The organism is Pseudomonas sp. RL_5y_Pfl2_73 (genome assembly GCF_963970515.1).
Lineage (GTDB): Bacteria > Pseudomonadota > Gammaproteobacteria > Pseudomonadales > Pseudomonadaceae > Aquipseudomonas.
In genome coordinates, this window is record NZ_CAXAPD010000014.1 from 18,850 (window position 1) to 34,275 (window position 15,426).

At 60.9% G+C, this 15,426-nt stretch carries 16 protein-coding genes; 4 read left to right on the forward strand and 12 right to left on the reverse strand.

The window, feature by feature from the left end; translation table 11 throughout:
* Positions 1-34 precede the first annotated feature (34 nt).
* A complete protein-coding gene (gene minC, locus AACY42_RS15265) occupies positions 35-772 on the reverse strand; it encodes a septum site-determining protein MinC (protein ID WP_339480523.1) in 738 nt (245 codons plus the stop codon).
* Between the two features lie 118 nt (positions 773-890).
* Here minC and AACY42_RS15270 point away from each other — a divergent pair, with 118 nt between their 5' ends.
* Together AACY42_RS15270 and AACY42_RS15275 are read left to right on the forward strand one after the other, a co-directional pair.
* Positions 891-1,823, forward strand: a complete 933-nt coding sequence (locus tag AACY42_RS15270) for a lipid A biosynthesis lauroyl acyltransferase (RefSeq protein WP_339480524.1) — start codon at positions 891-893, stop codon at positions 1,821-1,823.
* Positions 1,824-1,871: 48 nt separating this feature from the next.
* A complete protein-coding gene (locus tag AACY42_RS15275; RefSeq protein ID WP_339480526.1) occupies positions 1,872-3,026 on the forward strand; it encodes a patatin-like phospholipase family protein in 1,155 nt (384 codons plus the stop codon).
* Between the two features lie 204 nt (positions 3,027-3,230).
* Here AACY42_RS15275 and AACY42_RS15280 read toward each other — a convergent pair whose 3' ends face one another.
* From AACY42_RS15280 to puuE, 6 genes are all read right to left on the reverse strand, one after another.
* Positions 3,231-4,016, reverse strand: a complete 786-nt coding sequence (locus AACY42_RS15280) for an outer membrane protein OmpK (RefSeq protein WP_339480528.1) — start codon at positions 4,014-4,016, stop codon at positions 3,231-3,233.
* A gap of 490 nt (positions 4,017-4,506) precedes the next feature.
* The gene (locus tag AACY42_RS15285) at positions 4,507-5,808 is read right to left on the reverse strand and encodes a urate hydroxylase PuuD (RefSeq protein WP_339480529.1); all 1,302 of its coding nucleotides are present in this window, start codon (positions 5,806-5,808) and stop codon (positions 4,507-4,509) included.
* Between the two features lie 203 nt (positions 5,809-6,011).
* Positions 6,012-6,524 carry an ureidoglycolate lyase gene (locus tag AACY42_RS15290; RefSeq protein WP_339480530.1) on the reverse strand — a complete coding sequence of 171 codons (513 nt, stop codon included), beginning with the start codon at positions 6,522-6,524 and terminating at the stop codon, positions 6,012-6,014.
* A 111-nt stretch (positions 6,525-6,635) separates the two neighbouring features.
* On the reverse strand, positions 6,636-7,631 hold the full coding sequence (gene alc / locus AACY42_RS15295) for an allantoicase (protein WP_339480532.1): 996 nt from the start codon (positions 7,629-7,631) through the stop codon (positions 6,636-6,638).
* Positions 7,632-7,699: 68 nt separating this feature from the next.
* Positions 7,700-8,215 carry a 2-oxo-4-hydroxy-4-carboxy-5-ureidoimidazoline decarboxylase gene (uraD, locus tag AACY42_RS15300; RefSeq protein WP_339480534.1) on the reverse strand — a complete coding sequence of 172 codons (516 nt, stop codon included), beginning with the start codon at positions 8,213-8,215 and terminating at the stop codon, positions 7,700-7,702.
* Positions 8,212-9,153: an allantoinase PuuE gene (gene puuE, locus AACY42_RS15305; RefSeq protein ID WP_339480536.1), complete on the reverse strand. Its 942-nt coding sequence runs from the start codon at positions 9,151-9,153 to the stop codon at positions 8,212-8,214. The genes uraD and puuE overlap by 4 nt, the downstream gene beginning before the upstream one ends.
* 414 nt (positions 9,154-9,567) lie before the next feature.
* On the opposite strand from puuE, the gene uraH reads away from it, so the two are divergent.
* Positions 9,568-9,921: a hydroxyisourate hydrolase gene (gene uraH, locus AACY42_RS15310; protein ID WP_058546670.1), complete on the forward strand. Its 354-nt coding sequence runs from the start codon at positions 9,568-9,570 to the stop codon at positions 9,919-9,921.
* A gap of 202 nt (positions 9,922-10,123) precedes the next feature.
* On the opposite strand, the gene AACY42_RS15315 is transcribed toward uraH, so the two are convergent.
* From AACY42_RS15315 to AACY42_RS15325, 3 genes are all read right to left on the reverse strand, one after another.
* On the reverse strand, positions 10,124-10,750 hold the full coding sequence (locus AACY42_RS15315) for a LysE family translocator (protein WP_339480537.1): 627 nt from the start codon (positions 10,748-10,750) through the stop codon (positions 10,124-10,126).
* A gap of 62 nt (positions 10,751-10,812) precedes the next feature.
* Positions 10,813-12,162 (reverse strand): NCS2 family permease, encoded by a 1,350-nt coding sequence (locus AACY42_RS15320; protein ID WP_445261545.1) that lies wholly within the window; start codon positions 12,160-12,162, stop codon positions 10,813-10,815.
* A 333-nt stretch (positions 12,163-12,495) separates the two neighbouring features.
* On the reverse strand, positions 12,496-12,942 hold the full coding sequence (locus AACY42_RS15325) for a MarR family winged helix-turn-helix transcriptional regulator (RefSeq protein WP_339480539.1): 447 nt from the start codon (positions 12,940-12,942) through the stop codon (positions 12,496-12,498).
* Between the two features lie 81 nt (positions 12,943-13,023).
* Between AACY42_RS15325 and AACY42_RS15330 the strand changes: the two genes are divergently transcribed.
* Positions 13,024-14,190 carry an aminotransferase-like domain-containing protein gene (locus tag AACY42_RS15330; protein WP_339480540.1) on the forward strand — a complete coding sequence of 389 codons (1,167 nt, stop codon included), beginning with the start codon at positions 13,024-13,026 and terminating at the stop codon, positions 14,188-14,190.
* Positions 14,191-14,334: 144 nt separating this feature from the next.
* Here AACY42_RS15330 and AACY42_RS15335 read toward each other — a convergent pair whose 3' ends face one another.
* Both AACY42_RS15335 and folE read right to left on the reverse strand, forming a co-directional pair.
* Entirely contained in the window at positions 14,335-14,706 is a 372-nt protein-coding gene (locus tag AACY42_RS15335; protein ID WP_204127775.1) for a glutathione S-transferase N-terminal domain-containing protein, read from the reverse strand.
* Positions 14,707-14,810: 104 nt separating this feature from the next.
* A complete protein-coding gene (gene folE, locus AACY42_RS15340) occupies positions 14,811-15,356 on the reverse strand; it encodes a GTP cyclohydrolase I FolE (protein ID WP_003204506.1) in 546 nt (181 codons plus the stop codon).
* Positions 15,357-15,426: the final 70 nt, after the last annotated feature.

The following is a 15,426-nucleotide window of genomic DNA, read 5'->3' on the forward strand; positions in this document are numbered from 1 at the left end:
TTCTAGAGATGCTTGGAAAATGCGGCAGTATCCGTTAAAGCCGAATGATGTTCAACACGTCGCCCGACAGGCTGATCTGAACGCCAGCTCCCCACAACGGGTCGCGGCGCAAATCCTCGGAGACCTTGTACTGCCCGGCGATGGAAACCAGCTCAGCGCTCAATTGCTGACAGAAGATCCTGGCTTTGGTATCACCCTTGACGCCGGCCAGTGCTCGACCGCGCATCGGGCCGTATACATGGATGTTGCCATCGGCGAGAAGTTCCGCCCCCGGGCTGACCGAGGACACGATGACCAGATCGCCACCCTGGGCATAAATCTGTTGCCCGCCGCGCACGGGCGAGGTGATCACGCGCGTCGGCTTGATGGTGGGCTCTGGTGGTTTTTCCGGGGCTTTCCTGGCTTCGATCGGGCTCAGTTCCAGCACGCGCTCCCGGGCACCCGACGGGGGCAGCACCGGAATGTCCACGGCGATGGCGGCGGCGATGTCTTCGATGCGGCTGGCGCGGATCGCCAGGGTGCGCAGGCCGTGCTGGCGGCAAACGCGCATCAGGCCTGGCAGATCGACCGCGCCTTCGCCGGCAGGCAGCTTGTCGAGGGCCAGCACCAGCGGAGCATTGCTGAAGAAGTTCGGGGCCTGAGCGACTTTGGCCGCCAACTGCCGGTCAAGGCCTTCCAGGTCGTTGCGGGCCAGTTCCAGCACCGTAATGGCGAGCATGCTGCCCTTCAGCTGGAACACGGGGTCTTGGTCTAGCGGTTCGGTTTGGCTCATGGTCGGCGTACAACGGCTTGTCACTAAAAGTGCCGAGACTTATAACGAGATCGTCCGCGAGCCGCAACCCGGGTCGAACAATGTAGAATGCGCGGCCCATGTCTTAATGGAAGCTGTAATGGATCACCCGCGTTTTCGAGCTGCATTCTTTCATCCGCGTTTCTGGCTGCTGTGGTGCGGCCTAGGGCTGTTGTGGCTGATCGTCCAGTTGCCTTATCCGTTATTGCTGCGGGTCGGCCGCGCATTGGGTGCATTGATGTACCGAGTGGCTGGCGACCGACGGCGCATCGCCCGTCGCAACCTGGAATTGTGTTTCCCGGAAAAATCCGCCGCCGAGCGCAAGCGTCTGCTCAAGGAAAACTTTGCCTCCACCGGCATCGCCTTTTTCGAAATGGCCATGAGTTGGTGGTGGTCGCGTTCGCGCTTGGCGAAACTGGCCCATGTCGAAGGGCTGGAACATCTCAAGCAGGCCCAGCGCGAGGGCAAGGGCGTGATCCTGATGGCGCTGCATTTCACCACGCTGGAAATCGGTGCGGCCTTGCTCGGCCAGCAGCACACCATCGATGGTATGTACCGCGAGCACAAGAACCCGCTGTTCGACTACATCCAACGCCGGGGCCGCGAGCGGCACAACCTCGACTCCCTGGCGGTGGAGCGTGACGACGTGCGTGGCATGCTCAAGCTGCTGCGGGCCGGGCGGGCGATCTGGTATGCGCCGGACCAGGATTACGGTGCCAAGCAGAGTGTGTTCGTGCCGCTGTTCGGCATCCAGGCTGCGACGGTCACCGCCACCAGCAAGTTCGCCCGCCTGGGCAAGGCACTGGTGGTGCCCTTCATTCAGGAGCGCCTGGCCGATGGCAGCGGTTATCGCTTGGTGATCCAGGCCCCTCTGACGGATTTCCCGGGTGAGACCGAGGAGGCCGATTGCATCCGCATCAACCAGTGGGTCGAGCAGTCGGTGAGTGATTGTCCCGAGCAATACCTCTGGGCCCACCGGCGCTTCAAGAGCCGTCCGCCGGGCGAGCCGAAGCTGTACGACAAGCGTGGTTGAACCGCTAGTCCGCCATTTTCAGCAGTACTTTGAGCACGGAGCATTGCGATGACCCCAGCTGAACCGGTTACAGGTTTGATTCTTTCCGGCGGTGGGGCTCGAGCGGCGTATCAGGTAGGCGTACTGGCGGCCATCGCCGAATTGTTGCCAGACGGTGCGGACAACCCTTTCCCGGTGATCGTCGGCACGTCGGCCGGAGCGATAAACGCGGTCAGCCTGGCGAGCGGGGCGATGGACTTCAAGACCGCCATCGAGCGGCTGACAGCGTTCTGGCAAGCGGTGCGCAGCCATCAGGTCATGCGCAGCGACTGGCGGGGCGTGATCGCCCAGGCGACGCGTTTCATTACCCACAGCCTGTTGGGCCTGGGGGCCAAGTTGCCGGTGGCGCTGATCGACAGTTCGCCGTTGCGCGAACTGCTCGAGGCCCAATTCCACGCCTCGGGTATCGAGCTGGCCATCGCCGAGCAGCAACTGCGGGCGGTGGCGGTGACGGCATTCGGTTATGAATCCGGCCAGGCCGTCACGTTCTACCAGGGCCGCGGGACCATCGATACCTGGCTGCGTCACCGGCGTATCGGTGTGCCGACGCAGTTGTCGGTGGAACACCTGCTGGCCAGCTCGGCCATTCCACTGTTGTTCGCGCCGGTCAAGATCGGTCCGCAATACTTTGGCGACGGCGCGGTGCGGCAATCGGCGCCCATCAGCCCGGCCTTGCACCTGGGGGCCAATCGCGTGCTGGTGATCGGCGTCAGCGGCAACCCTCGTGGTGGCGGCGGACAAGATCCCCGCGAGCGCAGCTACACGGGCCTGCAACCGACCCTGGCGCAGATCGGCGGTCATATGCTCAACAGCACGTTCATCGACAGCCTGGAAAGCGACATCGAGTTGCTTGAGCGCCTGAACGGTTTCAGTCACCTGCTGCCCGATGACGTCCCGGCCCACGCCCTCGGCGCGGCGCCGGTGGAGGTGTTGGTGATTTCACCCAGCCAGCCCATCGACGAAATCGCCGCCCGCCATCGCCAGGAATTGCCGCGAGCGTTGAGGGTATTCTTGCGCGGACCCGGCGCAACCAAGACCAGTGGCGCGGGGGTGCTGAGTTACCTGTTGTTCGAGTCGGGGTATTGCAGCGAACTGATCGAGCTGGGACGCCAGGATGCGTTGGCGCAGCGCGAGGCGTTGAGTCGGTTTCTGGGGTTGGCGTAAGCAGGTCCACCGCAATCGCGAGCAGGCTCGCTCCCACAGGGGATTTGCGGTGGCCGCTTAAGCTGAGCCCAACACACAACCCAGTGTGGGAGCGAGCTTGCTCGCGATGACGGCGGTACATTCAACATCAATGCAAGCAGGTCCACCGCAATCGCGAGCAGGCTCGCTCCCACAGGGGTATTGCTGCGGATGTAAATCCTGGGTTCAGAAATGGTACTTCAGCAAAAAGCTGGTCGTGCTCTGGTTGGTCTTGAACCCATCGCTGTCTTCGATGGCGTACTTGTTCTTCCAGTAGTCATATTCCACCCCGACATACAACTGCTTGGCGCCGAGTTTCAAAGCCTTGCCCAAGTCATATTTGACCTGCGGGACGATGTGCAGGTTGGCGTGGTAGGTGCCCTTGGAGTTGGTGTCGTTGTCCACCACCCAGTCGATGAAACCGTCGATGAGGATGTCGGATGAGCCCAGTGGCACGGTATAGGCCCAGACCGGGGTGATCTGCCAGACATTGTCGCCGGCGCGCGGGCCTTCGGTCTGGCGGTTGTAGACGTTCAACTGGAAGTAATCGAAGCCGGGAATCGCCAGGTCGAAACCCGGACCGATCAGGTACGACTCGTTGTCGCCTTCCCCGAACTCATACGTCATGGCCAGCAGCACATCCTTGATCGGGCCCAGTTCCAGCTTCTGGTCGAAGATCTTGCCAAACGACAGGCGGGGGCTGAACTCGCCGTAGTAGGTGTTCGGGCCGGACAGGCTGTCGTCCTGGCCGTTGTAGAAGATCCGGTCGAGAAAGAAGAAGTTGTCCCCGTATTTCCAGGCGTCCGCGTGTTCGAAGGTCACGGTCTGCTGGATGCGCGGGTTGACCTGGAAATCCTTGCCATACAAGTAGGTCAGGCTGTTGTTCTGCCACTGGAACAGATCGTCGGCCATCGCCTGGCCTGCGGCCAGCAAGGATCCTGCGAGTATCAGGCTGGTGCACGTACGTTTCATTCGGTTTGCTCCCAAAGGTAAGTGGTACCGCTTTTTTCAGATCAGCGCTCTGGTGTGGCGCCTTTTTTCTACGGAAAAAAACATCCGTTCGGTCAGCTTTTAGCTTGTGGCCAGTGCTGATAGCAAGAGCTGAGCCAAGGCCCAAAAAAGGCTCGTCCAGCTGCTTTTTGAACAGTCGTAAAAAGGGTTTTCAGGGGCGCGTTTTTGTCCGCCAGCGCCCGGATAAGTTGGCGGGGCGGTCAGGATTGGATGGTTTTCTGTTGTCGGCCGGCTTCGAACGGCCGCGCAGGATGCGGGCTTGCCTTGAGGGGCTCAAGTGCCCTGCAACGGCGCATTCGTGGCGAATTTAGGGCGTGATGGCGGGGCTGGGTCATCGGGTGCTTTCCTCTTGTTTTTATTGTTGAGGCGCAGGCAGTCGCTGACGGGCGACCGGTGGTGTGCCGATCGGCCTGTCAGCGGTATGACATGTGACGCTATTGGCGCGCGAGGCTCAGTTGGTCCGCGCACCCTGGTTGATCCACGCGCCGATCAGGTCGCGTTCCTGCTGGGTCATCTGGGTGATGTTGCCCAACGGCATGATCTGGCTGGTGACGGCCTGGGCCTGGATGCGCGCGGCCTGTTGCTGGATCTGCTGCGGGGTGTCGAACATCACCCCACCTGGCGCGGCGCTGAACAACGGGCTGCTGGGTTTGGCCGAGTGGCAGACCGAGCAGCGTTCCTGGATCACGCTATGGACCTTCTCGAACGACGGGCCCAGGGCGTTGGCGGCCTGGGTGGGCGCCGATGCCGGTGCAGCCGGGGCCGGCGCCGGTTTTGCACCACCGCCTACCGCCGTTTCCGGCAGCGGTTGGTACTCGATGGCGGCGGGTGCCTTGGCTACCTCCGGTGCGGTGGGCATGGGCTTGGGGCCGGTAACGTAAGCCAGGCAAATCATCGCCAGGGCGCCGACGGGCAGCGTCCAGGCAAACCGGTTGCTGTCATGGCGGGTGTTGAAGTAATGCCGCACCAACACCGCCGCCACGGCGATCCCGGCCAGGATCAGCCAGTTGTATTGGCTGCCGTAGGTGCTCGGGAAGTGGTTGCTGATCATGATGAACAGCACCGGCAGGGTGAAGTAGTTGTTGTGGCGTGAACGCAGCAAGCCTTTGGCCGGCAACGCCGGGTCGGGGGTGCGGTTCTCGGCGATGGCCGCTACCAGGGCCCGTTGTGCCGGCATGATGATACGGAACACGTTGCCGACCATGATCGTCCCGATGACCGCCCCGACGTGCAGGTAGGCACCGCGACCGCTGAACACCTTGCTGAAGCCGTAGGCCGCGGCGATCAACAGCACGAACAGGATCAGGCCGAGCAAGGCAGGGCGCTTGCCCAGGGCCGAGTCGCAGAGGAAGGAGTAGATGAACCAGCCGACGAGCAACGAACCGAGGCCCAGGGCGACGCCTTCGGGACCACTCAGGCTGCTGCCGGGAGCCAGCAGGTAGACGGTCGGGTTCCAATAGAACACCAGGCACAACAGCGCGATGCCCGACATCCAGGTGAAGTAGGCTTCCCACTTGAACCAGTGCAGGTTGTCCGGCATGGACGGAGGCGCGAGTTTGTATTTTTCCAGGTGGTAGATGCCGCCGCCGTGGATGGCCCACAGGTCGCCGGCCAGGCCGCTCCTGGGGTTGGCGCGATTGAGGTTGTTTTCCAGCCAGACGAAGTAGAACGACGCGCCGATCCAGGCCACGCCAGTGATCATGTGAACCCAGCGCACGCTCAGGTTCAGCCATTCCAGCATATGTGCTTGCACAGTCTTTACCTCTCGCCCGTCACGCTTGTTTTCGCGTGATCGGACCTTCTCTTGGGGACGGTGTGAAAACGTAGCGAGCGAAGGCAAGACAAGGCGAAAACTGGCGAGAAAGCGGAGTTGACTTTAGTCAATGAGCATTTCGAGTCAGTTTTCAACGCAGTATTGCACGCGTGGCGGCGTAGCCGCTCAGCCCGCAGTAGTTTTCACTCCGTCCGCTGGTGGGGGGCGAGGATCAAATACTCATCCTCTTTGAAAAAATGCTCATCGCAGTTATTGCCTGTGCCACTGCGATCAACCACCAGGAAGTCATCCCGCTTTTCGATCGTCAGCACCGGGTGGTGCCAGACGCCGCGATGGTAATTAATGCCCTGCCTGCCGTTGGTGACGAAGGCGCGGACCATGCCTGATACAGGTGCATCGCCAAGTGGCGCGACCACGATCAGAAAGGGGTTGCCGAGCAGCGGAATGAAGGCTTGGCTGCCCAGCGGATGGCGCTCCAGCATGCGCACGGTCAACGGCATGTCCAGCGCGTCGGCGCGGAAGATGCTGATGATCGCCTTGTCGTCCGGCGTGGCGGTTTCCACCGTCGCCAGGCGATGGAAGCGCATGGTCGAACCGTTGTTGATCATGAAGTGATCGCTGCCGTCGGTTTCGATCACGTCACCGAACGGGGCGAAGGCTTCTTTGGTCAACGGTTCGATCTTGAGTGTGCGCATGCTGGTCTTCTTATCCAAAAATTCTGTGTTGTCTGTTCTGTGGGAGTACAGCTTGCTGGCGGTGGCGCCAGTGCCGACGCTATCGCCGGTAAGCCGTGGTCCCACAAGAAGTTATTTCGCGACCTTACCGAGCACCCGCAGGCGACTCACCCCACCGTCCGGGAACACGTTCAGGCGGATGTGGGTGATCGGCCCGAGGGCCTTGATCTGCTCGGCGAAGGTGTGTTCGGCGTGCATTTCCAGCTTCTGGCTTGGCAGCAGCTCACGCCAGAACAGCGATTGGGTTTCGATCTGGCTGTCGGTGCCGCCCTTGACGAACGCGCCCTGGATCGAGCAACTGTCGGGGTAGTTGCCCTTGAAGTGCAGGGTGTCGACGATGATTTTCTCGACCTCGCCGGCATGGCCCAGGGCGACGATCACCCAGTCGTTGCCCGGGGTACGACGACGGGCGGTTTCCCAGCCATCGCCCATGTTCACGCCGCGACCGGGGTTGAGGATGTTGCTCATGCGACCGAAGTGTTCGTCGGAACAGGCCAGGGCACGGCCACCATTGAGGGCGGCAGCCAGGTCGATCTGTTCATTGTCGCCCACGGCCGACCAGTCGCGGTACGGAATGCCATAGACCCGCAACCGAGCCACGCCGCCATCGGGGTAGATGTTGAAGCGCAGGTGGCTGAAGGCCTGGACGTTGCTGATTTCGTGATAGTGGTGGCTGTTGCCTTGCAGCTCGACAGCCGACAGCACTTCGCTCCATTGGGTGTTTTCGTCTGGCTCGCCTTCGGTCAGGAAGCAGGCTTCCAGGGAGGCCGAGGGTGGGTAGTTACCGGTGAAGAATGAGGTGTCGATGTCCACGCCTTTGATCGAGCCGGCCACACCCAGGCGGATCACCGCGCTGTCGTAGCCTTCGAAGCGCTTGCGCCGCGATTCCCAGCCATCCATCCACTTGCCGTTGTCATCGAACACGCCCTCCTTCCATACGGCCGGGGTCGGTTGGAACAAACGGTTGGCGTCGGCGAACCAGTCATCGGTGACCGAGATGATCTTGGTGCCGAGGCGGGCGTCGGCCAGGTTGACGAACTTCTCGAAAGGTACGGCGTAAGCTTTCATTCTTCTTGTCTGCCTTTAAATAGGTTGGCTGGGGATGCTTGCAGGGCCTCGGGTAGCAGGGCTGCTCGCTATAGGGTCAGTAATCGGAACAACGCGATCTTGTTGATCTCTGCCAGCGCGCATTTGAATTCGGTGTCTACCGAGTGATGGATGCGCGTTTCGAACGCCGCGAGGATCTGATGCCGGTTGCTGCCTTTTACCGCCATGATGAAGGGGAACTTGAACTTGGCCTTGTAGGCGTCGTTCAGCTCGGTGAAACGCTGGAACTCTTCGGCCGTGCATTGGTGAATACCGGCGCCGGCCTGTTCGTTCGTGCTGGCTTCGGTCAGTTGGCCCTGGACAGCGGCTTTACCTGCCAGGTCCGGGTGAGCATTGATCAGCGCCAGTTGGCGGGCGTGATCGGCGCTCAAGAGGATGTCGCTCATGCGCTGGTGCAGGGTTTCGATCTGGTCGATTGACGGATCCTGGCCCAGGTCGAACGCCTTTTCGGCGACCCATGGCGAATGTTCATAGATGTCGCCGAAAGTCCGGACGAAGGCTGCACGGCTCAAGGTGGAAGGCTTGAGGGTCTGGAAGGTCGTCATTTCGAAGCCCCTGGTTTCAACGCTTGCGGGCACGGGTGAGTCTGTTGCCAGTGGCGGGCGATGTCGACGCGACGGCTGAACCAGACCTGTTCATGACCCTTGGCATATTCGAGGAAGCGCTTGAGGGACGCCAGGCGGGCAGGGCGGCCGATCAGGCGGCAGTGCAGGCCGATGGACAGCATTTTGGGGGCTTCGGCGCCTTCGGCATACAGCACGTCGAAGGCGTCCTTGAGGTATTGGAAGAAATCGTCGCCCTTGTTGAAACCCTGCACCTGGGTGAAGCGCATGTCGTTGGTATCGAGGGTGTAGGGGATCACCAGGTGCGGCTTGCCGTTGGGTGTGTTCGGTTCCCAGTAGGGCAGGTCGTCGTCGTAGGTGTCGCTGTCATAGAGAAAACCGCCTTCCTCCATGACCAGCCGGCGGGTATTGGAGCCGGTGCGACCGGTGTACCAACCCAGCGGGCGTTCGCCGGTGATTTCGGTGAGGATGCGGATCGCTTCGAGCATGTGCTCGCGCTCCTGGGCCTCATCCATGTATTGGTAGTCGATCCAGCGATAGCCGTGGCTGCAGATTTCGTGACCGGCGGCAACCATGGCGCGGATCACGTCAGGATGGCGCTGGGCGGCCATGGCCACGGCGAAAATGGTCAGCGGGATATCGAACGCCTTGAACAGCTTGAGGACCCGCCAGACCCCGGCGCGACTGCCATACTCGTACAGCGATTCCATGCTCATGTTGCGCTCGCCCTGCAGCGGTTGCGCCGCGACCATCTCGGAGAGGAATGCCTCGGATTCCTTGTCGCCATGCAGGATGTTGCGCTCGCCGCCTTCTTCGTAATTGAGCACGAAGGACAGGGCGATGCGGGCATTGCCCGGCCACTGGGGATGGGGAGGGTTACTGCCGTAACCGATCAGGTCGCGTGGGTAGTCAGCGCTCACTGCAGTCTTCCTTCTTGTTCGAACCATGTGGGTGGCGCCCTGGCGATGGATCATAGGCTGGCGTCACGACGATGGGTTGATTGTATACAACTTTATGTACGATTTGTAAGCCTGGTTTTTTGCATTTTTCACCGCTGCTCCGGGTTTGTCTACACTGCAAGAAACCTGCCCATCTGGTCAATTAATCAGTGTAAGGATAGCGTATCCATTGGTTTGGCTTCGGATTGGGTTGGAACCCTGGTCGGAACGCACAGGGGCAAAAATATTGATTTTTTATTGTGTACAATTTTATTTTAAAGTGTCTTAATTCGTTCATCGCCGTGGCGTTTCGTGCTCCGAAACGGTGCGGCCTGTCTTTCAACTGATTCAGGAGGCGTCGGGCCGGACTGCACTGCAGCGAGGCGCGCACAATCAATGGGACGTTTGACTACTCACGTTTTGGATGCTGCACACGGCTGCCCGGGCAGCTCGATCAAAGTCGAGTTGTACCGTGTGGAAGGTTCGCAACTGCAACTGGTCGCCAGCGCGCTGACCAACAGCGACGGTCGCTGCGACGCGCCGCTGCTGCAAGGGGATGACTACCGTTCGGGCGTCTATCAGATTCAATTCCATGCCGGCGATTACTACCGCGCCCGTGGTGTCCAGTTGTCCGAACCGGCGTTCCTGGATGTGGTGGTGCTGCGCTTCGGCATTTCGGCCGAGCAGGAGCATTACCACGTGCCCTTGCTGATTTCGCCTTACGCTTATTCAACCTATCGAGGCAGCTGACCCCCCGAGCTGCTGCCTTGTCCTGGAAGCGACTGCGCATGGCGCTTCTTTGGTTTTTTGCCCGCTCACACTGCGGGCTTTTTTTTGTCCATGAAAATAGGGTGTCTGGGAGGGCGTCTTCGCGAGCAAGCCCGCTCCCACACTGGATTTTTGTCGTTCACAAAAACCTGTGGGGCGAGCCTGCTCGCGATGTTTTTGGCGCTTAGCGGCTCAACAAGGACGCCGCCCCCGCACCGCCAAACAACCCGGCACTGACCCGGTTGAACCAGCCCTGGCCGTTACCCGTACGCAGGTACCGCGCCGCACCGTGGGCGCCGAAGCCGTAGGCCAGCTTGCACAGCAGGTCGAGCACGGTCCAGGTGGCGATCATGATCAACAGTTGGGGCAGGAACGCTTGCTTGGCGCTCAGGAACTGCGGCAGGAAAGCGGCAAAGAACAGAATGTCTTTCGGGTTGCTGGCGCCCAGCACGAACGCCCGGCCGAACAGCGCGCGAAAGCGTGGGATCGCGGCAGCCTGGGGTACTTCGGCACCCTGGGATGGTTGGCGCGATTGCTGCCAGCTCTGCCAGGCCAGATAAAACAGGTACAGGGCACCGACAATCTTCAGGGCACTGAACAGTTGCTCCGACGCCATCAACAACGCACCGAGCCCCAGCGCCGAGGCGCTCAGCAGGCAGATCGAGGCAAACACTCCACCCAGGAACGCCGGATACGAGCGGCGCAGGCCGTAGTTCAGGCTGTTGCCGATCATCAATAACGACAACGGGCCGGGGATGAGGATCACCACCAAGGCGGCACCACTGAACAACAGCCAGGTTTCCAGATTCATTGCTTTGCTCCTGATGTACAAAAGCCTCACCCAATGGATGAGGCGGGTAAATACGGTGTTGCTTACAAGAAGATGAACTTGGCGATGAAGATCGCGCAGAGCACCCACAGGCTGACGGAGATTTCCTTGCGTTTACCGGTGCCGGCCTTGAGCACCACATAGGTGATGAAACCCAATGCGATACCGTCGGCGACCGAGAACGTCAGGGGCATCATGATGGCCGTGACGATGGCCGGGATGCTGTCAGTCGCCTCGTCCCATTCGATGTGGGCCATGCCGCCCATCATCAGCATGGCAACGTAGATCAAGGCCCCGGCCGTGGCGTAGGCCGGGATCATCCCGGCCAGCGGTGCGAAGAACATGGCAGCAATAAATAGCACACCGACAGTCACGGCGGTAAGCCCCGTGCGGCCACCGGCGGCCACGCCAGCGGCACTTTCCACGTAGCTGGTCACTGGCGGCACGCCAACCATGGCGCCGAAGACGCTGGAGGCGCTGTCGGCTTTCAAGGCGCGGGACAGGTTCTCGATCTTGCCATCGGCTTTTACCAGGCCGGCGCGCTGGGCAACGCCCATCAGGGTGCCGGCAGTGTCGAACATGTGCACGAACAGGAAGGCCAACACCACGCTGATCATGCTGACGTTGAACACCCCGGCCACGTCCATCGCCATCCAGGTGGGGGCCAGGCTCGGTGGTGTCGACATGACGCCGTTGTACTGCACCAATCCCAGGCCCCAGCCGGCCAGGGTCACGGCGATGATGCTGATCAGGATCGCGCCGAACACGCGGTGATAGCTGAGCACGGCGATCATCAGGAAGCACACCGCGGCCAACAATGGACCGGGCTCACGCAACGAGCCGAGCTTGATCAGGGTGGCGGGGCTGTCGACGATGATCCCGGCGGTTTTCAGGCCGATCAGCCCGAGGAACAACCCGACCCCCGCGCCCATGGCGAACCGCAGACTCACCGGAATGCTGTTGAGCAGCCACTCCCGCACCCGTGACAGGGTCAGGACCATGAACAGCACACCGGAAACGAACACCGCGCCCAACGCGGTTTCCCAGTTGTAGCCCATGGTGCCGACCACGGTGTAGGTAAAGAATGCGTTCAAGCCCATGCCTGGCGCCAGGCCCACCGGCCAGTTGGCGTACAGGCCCATCAACAGGCAACCCAGGGCCGCGGCGATGCAGGTGGCGACGAATGCGGCGCCGTGATCAATGCCGGCGTCGGCCATGATGTTGGGGTTGACGAAGATGATGTAGGCCATGGTGATGAAGGTCGTCAGGCCGGCAATCAGCTCGGTCTTCACCGTGGTGCCATGCAAGCTGAGTTTGAAGAGGCGCTCCAGCCAGCCCCTGCGTAGTGGCGGCGAGAGGTCCAGCGTCCGGGCTTCGGGTTTGCGGCTTTCCACAGCGAGTACTCCTCAAGAGTTTTATTGTTATTTCCAGCACCGCACTCGCCCTGGGGGTGGCTGCGATGCGCTGAGGCAGGTAAGGCTGGCGAAGTATGTTGACCTAGTGGTCAGGAACTCGCACGAAGCGAATTATGCTTTTGTATACAAAAAAATCAAATAATGTTTTCTATGTTGTCGACGAAATGTCGTTCGATAGGGGTATATCGACCTTGGGGGCGCTGTCGCGAGCAAGCTTTGCTCCCACCGCTGGCGCCTGCTAAGACCCTCTGTGGGAGCAAGGCTTGCCCGCGATGGCAGGAGGCGGGTAATGCACCTCTTGCAGAGACAAACTCAGTCGACAGCCAGCTGACCCTTCCCCAGCCCCAGATTCACCGCCAACCACCCATTCACCGCCGCTTCCCCGGCCTCGGCAAACACCCGCTCCAGTAGTTTCACCTGCTCACGCCGCAAGGCCTGCTCGAACCGCTCTCCCTCGGCCGTCAGTTCCAGCAGTCGCTTGCGCTTGTCGGTCTCGGACGCGACGCTGTTTACCAGATGCATTTCCATCAGTTGCCGCAACGGCATGTTCAGCGCCTGCTTGCTCACCCCGAGCAATGCCAGCAACTCCTTCACGCTCAATGCCGGGTAGCGGGCGATGAAAAAAACGATGCGCTGGTGCACCCGGCTCAACCCGCGGCGCTCAAGCATTTCATCGGCCTTGGCGGTGAAAGCCTGGTAACCGAAGAAGAACGCTTCCATGGCCATTTGTTGAGAGGTCGGATTTTTAAGGTCAAGCATATTGACGTATCCAGAGGTGGCAGAGTAGTTTTGGTCAACCAGTTTGACTCATTCCTCCCGTGCCCCGCTACAGGTGACCCCATGGCTTTTTCCGAACGTGTCTCGCGCCTCAAAAGTTCTTTGATTCGAGAAATTCTCGCGGCGGCACAGCGCCCTGAAGTGATGTCGTTCGCTGGCGGCCTGCCGGCCGAAGCCATGCTGCCGAAAGTGAAATGGGCGGCCATGCCGTTGTCCATGGGCCAGTACGGCATGAGCGAAGGCGAACCTGCTCTGCGCGAAGCCCTGGCGGCCCAGGCGCGGACGCTGGGCGTGGCCTGTGAGGTGAGTCAGGTGCTGGTGGTCAGCGGGTCCCAGCAAACCCTCGACCTGGCGGCCAAGTTGCACATCGACGTCGGCACGCAAGTGATGCTCGAAGCGCCGACGTATCTGGCCGCGTTGCAGATTTTCCAGCTGTTCGGCGCCGACTGCATCACCGTGCCCCTGGCGGCTGACGGGCCGGACCTGAAACAGTTGCGAGCCCGGCTGGAGCAGCATCGGCCAGCGTTCATCTACCTGATCCCGACGTTCCAGAACCCCTCGGCGGTGCGCTACAGCGAAGCCAAGCGCGATGCGGTGGCGGCGCTGTTGGACGAGTTTGGCGTGACCCTGATCGAGGACGAACCCTACCGCGAGCTGACGTTCGATGGTGGCAGCGCCACGCCGATTGTCAGTCGCTTGAAGAAAGCCAGTTGGATCTACACCGGCACCGTGTCGAAAACCCTGTTACCGGGGCTACGGGTGGGCTACCTGATTGCCAGCCCGGATTTGTTCCCGCACCTGTTGCGACTCAAGCAGTCGGCGGATTTGCACACCAATCGCATCGGTCAGTGGCAGGCGCTGCAGTGGATCGGCACCGAGCAGTACCGCAGCCATTTGAGTGAGTTGAGGGGTTTCTATCGGGACCGTCGTGATCGGTTCCAGGCGGCGTTGCAAACGCATTTCTCTGATATCGCGGACTGGAACGTGCCCCAGGGCGGGTTGTTTTTCTGGCTCACCCTCAGGCAACCGCTGGACACCCGCACCTTGCTCCCCGCCGCCTTGGCGGCCGACGTTGCGTTCATGCCGGGGGAGCCGTTCTTTCCTGAGCCGGACCAGCACCCCGGGCACCTGCGCTTGAACTTCAGCCACATCGACCCGGCGCGGCTGGATGAAGGGCTCAAGCGGTTGGCGGGGGTAGTGCGGGAGGCGTTGGCTGCGAAGGCGGCTTGATCTTCGCGGTGGCTGTCCGGGGCCCGTCGCGAGCAAGCTTTGCCCCCACAGGGACAGTGGCGAATACAAATCCAGTGTTCACCAAGGCCCCCTGTGGGAGCAAAGCTTGCTCACGATGAGGTCAGTCGCCACACCAGAAAACTATCAGGCTGCAGAGAACCGCTTATCCAGATAATCAATGATCACCTTGGACTCATACATCCAGGTGGTCTCGCCATTCTCTTCAATACGCAGGCACGGCACTTTGATCCGGCCGCCTTGCTCCAGCAGCGTCTGGCGATCCTGCTCATTGTTTTTCGCATCGCGCAGCGCCACCGGCACATTGAGGCGGCGCAGGGTGCGGCGGGTTTTCACGCAGAACGGGCAGGCGTGGAATTGATACAGCGTCAGGCTGCGAGCGGCTTGCTCGACCTGCGCCTGAGCCTCGGCCGGGCGCTTTTTCTTGCCCGGGCGGGTGATGAAGTCGATGAAGATAATGAGCTGGCCCAAGCCAACTCGAAGCGCTTTGACGATCACGGTATTAAGCCTCGCGGCAGGGAGGAAGAGGGCGCGCAGCTTACCTGATTTTTCACCGGCGAAAAAAAACCGGCGATCAATGCCGGTTTTCTTCAGGTGACGGATTACTTGATGAGGCTGAGGAATTCGCTACGAGTGGCGGCATTTTCCCGGAACTCGCCGAGCATCACCGAGGTGATCATCGAGGAATTCTGCTTCTCCACACCGCGCATCATCATGCACATGTGCTTGGCCTCGATCACCACCGCCACGCCCAGGGCGCCAGTCACTTGCTGGACCGCATCGGCGATCTGGCGGCTGAGGTTTTCCTGGATCTGCAGGCGACGCGCATACATGTCGACGATGCGCGCGACTTTCGACAACCCCAGCACCTTGCCGCTCGGGATGTAGGCCACGTGGGCCTTACCGATGAAAGGCAGCAGGTGATGTTCGCACAGCGAGTACAACTCGATGTCCTTGACCAGCACCATCTCGCTGTTGTCGGAGCTGAACAAGGCACCGTTGGTGACTTCTTCCAGGGTCTGTTCATAACCGCGGCAGAGGTACTGCATGGCCTTGGCAGCGCGCTTGGGCGTGTCGAGCAGGCCCTCGCGGGAAACGTCCTCGCCCAGTTGGCCGAGAATCGCGGTGTAATTCTGTTCCAGAGACATGAAACTACCTGTGGGATTTTACGCAAAGGGCAAGGGTACGGTGGCGGACACGGCGCTGCAAGCTCGGCAA

Bases quoted from the DNA above. Each gene is read 5' to 3' on its own strand.
- minC (WP_339480523.1), bottom strand. From the start codon at position 772: ATGAGCCAAACCGAACCGCTAGACCAAGACCCCGTGTTCCAGCTGAAG.
- AACY42_RS15270 (WP_339480524.1), top strand. From the start codon at position 891: ATGGATCACCCGCGTTTTCGAGCTGCATTCTTTCATCCGCGTTTCTGG.
- AACY42_RS15275 (WP_339480526.1), top strand. From the start codon at position 1,872: ATGACCCCAGCTGAACCGGTTACAGGTTTGATTCTTTCCGGCGGTGGG.
- AACY42_RS15280 (WP_339480528.1), bottom strand. From the start codon at position 4,016: ATGAAACGTACGTGCACCAGCCTGATACTCGCAGGATCCTTGCTGGCC.
- AACY42_RS15290 (WP_339480530.1), bottom strand. From the start codon at position 6,524: ATGCGCACACTCAAGATCGAACCGTTGACCAAAGAAGCCTTCGCCCCG.
- alc (WP_339480532.1), bottom strand. From the start codon at position 7,631: ATGAAAGCTTACGCCGTACCTTTCGAGAAGTTCGTCAACCTGGCCGAC.
- uraD (WP_339480534.1), bottom strand. From the start codon at position 8,215: ATGACGACCTTCCAGACCCTCAAGCCTTCCACCTTGAGCCGTGCAGCC.
- uraH (WP_058546670.1), top strand. From the start codon at position 9,568: ATGGGACGTTTGACTACTCACGTTTTGGATGCTGCACACGGCTGCCCG.
- AACY42_RS15315 (WP_339480537.1), bottom strand. From the start codon at position 10,750: ATGAATCTGGAAACCTGGCTGTTGTTCAGTGGTGCCGCCTTGGTGGTG.
- AACY42_RS15325 (WP_339480539.1), bottom strand. From the start codon at position 12,942: ATGCTTGACCTTAAAAATCCGACCTCTCAACAAATGGCCATGGAAGCG.
- AACY42_RS15330 (WP_339480540.1), top strand. From the start codon at position 13,024: ATGGCTTTTTCCGAACGTGTCTCGCGCCTCAAAAGTTCTTTGATTCGA.
- folE (WP_003204506.1), bottom strand. From the start codon at position 15,356: ATGTCTCTGGAACAGAATTACACCGCGATTCTCGGCCAACTGGGCGAG.